Genomic DNA, 5,086 nt, shown 5'->3' with positions numbered 1-5,086 from the left:
GGGGGCGACCCTGGCATTGCTGGACCGGGCCGAAGTCGATATCGGCGGCCCGGCGGCGCCGATTGTGGACGAGGACGACATCACCAATCCGAGCGTGACCAAGCCTGTCGTCGCCTGGGAGGCGGATGGCAGCCGGGGCCGGGCGCTGTATTTCAGCCGCGCCACGGTGCCCCATGGCCCGGGCCCGCTGTTTCACTTCATCGGGCTCTATGCCTATCGCCGGGCCGCGCTGGAGCGCTTCGTCAAGCTGCCGCCGTCGGCGCTGGAGCTGCGCGAGAAGCTGGAGCAGCTGCGGCCGCTGGAAGCGGGCATGCGGATCGACGTGGCCCGCGTTGACACGGTTCCGCTCGGTGTCGATACTCCGGCGGACTTGGAAAAAGCCCGCAGAATTCTTGCAAAATCCTGAACCCGAAAGTTCCCGACCCGTGTCCGAGCAAAAGCAGAAAATCGCCTTCCAGGGCGAACTAGGCGCCAACTCCCACATGGCCTGTCAGGCCGTCCGTCCCGACCTGGAGCCGCTGCCCTGCCCGAGCTTTGAGGACATGCTGGACGCGGTGAAGGGTGGGGACGCGCTGTGCGCCATGGTGCCGGTGGAGAATTCCGTCGCCGGCCGTGTCGCCGACATCCATCACCTGCTGCCGGAATCCGGCCTCTATATCATCGGCGAGCATTACCAGCGCATCAACGCCATGCTGCTCGGCGTGCCCGGCACGAAAATCTCGGACGTGAAGGAGATCCGCTCCCACGTCCACGCGCTGGCCCAGTCGAGGCTGCTGATGGCCGAACTCGGCGCCCGTCCGGTGCAGCATTCCGACACAGCCGGTGCCGCCCGCTCCATCGCCGAGCTGGGGGACAAGACCATCGCCGCCATCGGCCCGAAGCTGGCGGCCGAGATCTACGGTCTGGAGATCCTGCGCGAGGGCGTGGAGGACGCGGAGCACAACACCACCCGCTTCCTGCTGATGGCCCGCGAGGGCGTCGTGCCGCCGGCCGGGAACGGTCCGTGCGTGACCACGATCATCTTCCGGGTGCGCAGTGTGCCCGCCGCGCTCTACAAGGCGCTCGGCGGCTTCGCCACCAACGGCGTCAACCTGACCAAGCTGGAATCCTATCTCGTCGGCGGGCATTTCTCGGCGGCGCAGTTCTATGTCGATGCCGAGGGCCATCCCGAAGAGACATCGCTGAAGCTGGCGCTGGAGGAATTGCAGTTCTTCTGCCCGAAAGGCGCGGTCAAGACCCTCGGCACCTATCCGGCCCACCCGTTCCGCCTGGAACAGGCAAAGAACGGCAACGGCGGGGAATAACCGCCCGCCGCCAACACACAAAGCCGCCAACACACACGCACAAGGGAGCATCGCATGCCTTACGCCATCATCGCCCGGGACAAGCCCGGCGCCCTCGACAAGCGCGTCGAACACCGCCCGGCCCATGTCGAGTACCTGAAGTCCAAGATGGACCTGATCATGGCCGGCGGCGCCACCACGGGCGGGCCGGACGAGACCATGGACGGCAGCCTGCTGATCCTCGACACCGAGGACCGCGCCGTGGCGGAAGACTTTGCCAGGAACGATCCCTTCGCCCTGAACGGCGTATTCGAAGCGGTGATCGTGACACCGTGGCGCAAGACGATCTGGGAAAAGGCGCTGCAGGGATAAGCGACGCCGGCAAAGCCATGTGATTTCGAGCGAGGCCCCGGCTCTCCGGCCATTGAGGCATCGCTCGAAATCCGCAGGGGAGCGCGTCATGACGGAAGCGGCAAAGAACGCGAAAGAAAGCGCCTGGTACGCATCGCCGGTCGAAGAGGCGCTGCATGACTTGAAGACGCATGCCGGCGGTCTTTCGATGGAAGACGCGGCGGCACGGCTTGAAGAATACGGCCCCAACCGCCTGCCGGATCCCGCCAAACGCAGTGTGCTCGTCCGCTTCGCCCTGCATTTCCACAATATCCTGATTTACGTTCTGCTCGGCTCCGCCGCGATCACGGCGGCCCTCGGCCATCTCATAGACACGCTTGTGATCCTCGCCGTCGTTGTCGCCAACGCGGTCATCGGCTTCGTGCAGGAGGGCAAGGCGGAACGGGCGATGGACGCCATCCGCAAGATGCTTGCCCTCAAGGCATCTGTGCTGCGCGGTGGGGAGCGACGGGCGGTGGAGGGCGATAGCCTCGTTCCCGGCGACATCGTGCTGCTTGAGGCAGGCGACAAGGTCCCTGCCGATCTGCGGCTTCTGCGTGTGAGCAGCTTGCAGATACAGGAAGCCATCCTGACCGGCGAGTCGGTGCCGGTGGAAAAACATATCCGGCCGGTCAAACCCGAAGCCCCCTTGGGGGACCGGGTCTGCATGGCCTATAGCGGGACGCTGGTCACCAGCGGGCAGGGACGGGGCATCGTGGTCGCCACCGGCGCCGGTACCGAGATCGGCAAGATCAGCGGCATGCTTGCCACCGTCGAAACGCTGACCACGCCGCTGGTCCGGCAGATGAACGCCTTTGCCAAGTGGCTGACCGTGCTGATCCTGCTGATCGCGGCGGCCTTGCTGGTTTTCGGCTATGTCGTCGGGCATGCCGACTTCGCCGAGATGTTCATGGCTGTCGTCGGCCTGTCGGTGGCGGCCATACCGGAAGGGCTGCCGGCCGTTCTGACGATTACCCTCGCCGTCGGCGTTCAGGCCATGGCGCGGCGCAATGCCATTGTCCGTCGCCTGCCGGCGATCGAGACCCTCGGCTCCGTCTCGGTGATCTGCACGGACAAGACCGGGACGCTGACCCGGAACGAGATGATGGTCGCCTCGGTCGTCACCAACCTTCATACCTTCGCGCTGGATGGTACCGGCTATGAGCCGCGCGGCGCGATTACGCTGGACAATGCTGCCGCCAGCGTGCGGGAGCACCGTATTCTCGAAGAGCTCGGCCGGTCGGCGGTGCTGTGCAACGACGCGTCCCTGCACGAACGGGACAGCGTCTGGCATGTCGAGGGCGACCCGATGGAAGGCGCGCTGCTGGCGCTTTCCGGCAAGGTCGGTATCGATTGGCGCACGGAGCTGGTCACCTGGACGCGCACCGACGCGATCCCGTTCGATGCCAGGCACAGGTTCATGGCCATCTTGAATCACGACCATGAAAATCATGCGTTCGTGTCGGTCAAGGGCGCGCCGGAACAGATCCTCGCAATGTGCAGTGCGCAGCGGACCGCGGCAGGGGGCACCGAGCCGCTGGTCGCGGAATACTGGCATGCCCGGGCCGAGGCGATCGCGGCCCAGGGCCAGCGGGTTCTCGCTTTTGCCGTGCGGCCGGTCGATCCCGCACACACGGTACTCGAATTTTCGGACGTGGAGGGGGGCCTGACCCTTGTCGGTCTTGTCGGGCTGATCGACCCGCCCCGGCCGGAAGCGATCGAGGCGGTAGCCCACTGCCGGAGCGCCGGCATCCGGGTGAAGATGATCACCGGCGACCATCGCGGCACGGCCGCCGCGATCGGCCGGCAGATCGGCCTCGAAAATCCCGACAGGGTTCTGACCGGGGCCGATCTGGATGCGATGGGCGACGCCGAGTTGAGCGCTTGCATCCTCGATACGGACATCTTTGCCCGCACCAGCCCCGAGCACAAGCTACGGCTGGTCATGGCCCTGCAGGCGCACGGCCTGACCGTTGCCATGACCGGAGACGGCGTCAACGACGCGCCGGCCCTGAAGCGCGCCGACGCCGGCATCGCCATGGGGCTGAAAGGCAGCGAGGCGGCGAAGGAGGCGGCCGAGCTGGTTCTGGCGGACGACAATTTCGCCTCCATCGCGGCGGCCGTGCGCGAAGGCCGGACCGTCTATGACAACATCAAGAAAGTTATCAGCTGGACCCTGCCGACCAATGCCGGCGAGGCGATGACCATCGTGGTCGCCCTGCTGTTCGGCATGTCGCTGCCGATCACGCCCGTCCAGATCCTGTGGGTCAACCTGATCACCGCCATCACGCTGGGCATGGCGCTGGCATTCGAGCCGACGGAAGAGGGCACGATGCGGCGCCCGCCCCGCCGCCGGGGCGAACCGCTGCTGACCGGCGAGCTGGGCTGGCATATCGTCTTCGTTTCCGCCCTGTTTCTCGGCGGTGTCTTCGGTATCTACACCTATGCCACCGATCGCGGCTATCCCGTCGAGCTGGCCCGCACCATGGCCATGAACACACTGGTGGTCATGGAGATATTCCACCTGTTCTTCATCCGGAATATCTACGGAACCTCGCTGACATGGGAAGCGGCGCGCGGCACAAAAGTCGTCTGGGCCACCGTCGCCACCGTTACGGCCGCACAATTCATCATCACCTACCTCCCGCCGCTGCAACGCGTCTTCGGCACACACCCCGTACCGTTCCTGGATGGCGTGCTTATCGTCGCCATCGGCGTGGCGCTGTTCGCCATCATCGAAACGGAAAAACAGCTCCGCCTGCGCATCTGGAAGCTCCGGTCGGAGTGAGCTGAGCGGTAACGCGCCCAGCGTCACTCCGGCGCAGGCCGAGGTCCTTTGATCGTGGAGCGGAGCCCGTCATCCATGGATCCCGTCCTTCGACGGGATGACGGCGGGGGACGGCGGCCTGTCCAGCTGCCTGCCATGAGCCCTCAGGGTGCCCTCTTCTGATCCCGGCAAGGGGCATGAAAAGCACTTCACAGCATCAGCACGAATGCGTCTGAAGGTTGTAACGATCCGGCGTCTGCACGGCCGGAGAGCGCAACCGTCAAGGCCGTCTTGTCCTTGCAAGGAAAAAGGGAACTGGAATGAAGAGGTTTGTTTTGATGGGGGCTGTCGCCTTCATGACGCTTTCCGCTGTCTCGGCAGCCGAGGCGAAAATCAGGGCCTGCAGCAGCCGTCTGCCGTCCGATGTAAGAGAAGCGGTCCGCGACCTCAACTACTGCATGACGAACAATGTCTGCACCGGTCTGAACGCCACTATCTTCACGAACAGCCCGAAACGGCTGCCATCCATCGGGCACAACCAGTCATATTACGAAGGACGCGTGGGCGAGGACCGCAGCGGCGGCCCGGGAAAACGCCGGCTGGTCTATCTGGTCCAGGGGACGGCGAAATCGGCTGATGCAGTCGT

The 5,086-nt window shown here is 65.1% G+C and carries 5 protein-coding genes; all 5 read left to right on the top strand.

The features are described 5' to 3' along the window. The coding region (locus tag IG629_RS11685; protein WP_404923822.1) for a cytidylyltransferase domain-containing protein at nucleotides 1–406 on the top strand (406 nt) is incomplete at its 5' end. Between the two features lie 19 nt (nucleotides 407–425). Continuing rightward, a complete protein-coding gene (locus tag IG629_RS11680; protein WP_193172129.1) occupies nucleotides 426–1,304 on the top strand; it encodes a prephenate dehydratase in 879 nt (292 codons plus the stop codon). A gap of 54 nt (nucleotides 1,305–1,358) precedes the next feature. Next, a complete protein-coding gene (locus IG629_RS11675; protein WP_028466014.1) occupies nucleotides 1,359–1,655 on the top strand; it encodes a YciI family protein in 297 nt (98 codons plus the stop codon). A gap of 88 nt (nucleotides 1,656–1,743) precedes the next feature. After that, nucleotides 1,744–4,461, top strand: a complete 2,718-nt coding sequence (locus tag IG629_RS11670; RefSeq protein ID WP_193172128.1) for a cation-transporting P-type ATPase — start codon at nucleotides 1,744–1,746, stop codon at nucleotides 4,459–4,461. Between the two features lie 299 nt (nucleotides 4,462–4,760). Beyond that, the coding region (locus IG629_RS11665; RefSeq protein WP_193172127.1) for a hypothetical protein at nucleotides 4,761–5,086 on the top strand (326 nt) is incomplete at its 3' end.

The organism is Nisaea nitritireducens (genome assembly GCF_014904795.1).
GTDB lineage: Bacteria > Pseudomonadota > Alphaproteobacteria > Thalassobaculales > Thalassobaculaceae > Nisaea > Nisaea nitritireducens.
This window is presented reverse-complemented; position numbering and strand designations above follow the sequence as displayed.

Excerpts from the sequence above, each read along its gene's own strand:
- IG629_RS11675 (WP_028466014.1), top strand. The coding sequence starts at position 1,359 with ATGCCTTACGCCATCATCGCCCGGGACAAGCCCGGCGCCCTCGACAAG.
- IG629_RS11670 (WP_193172128.1), top strand. The coding sequence starts at position 1,744 with ATGACGGAAGCGGCAAAGAACGCGAAAGAAAGCGCCTGGTACGCATCG.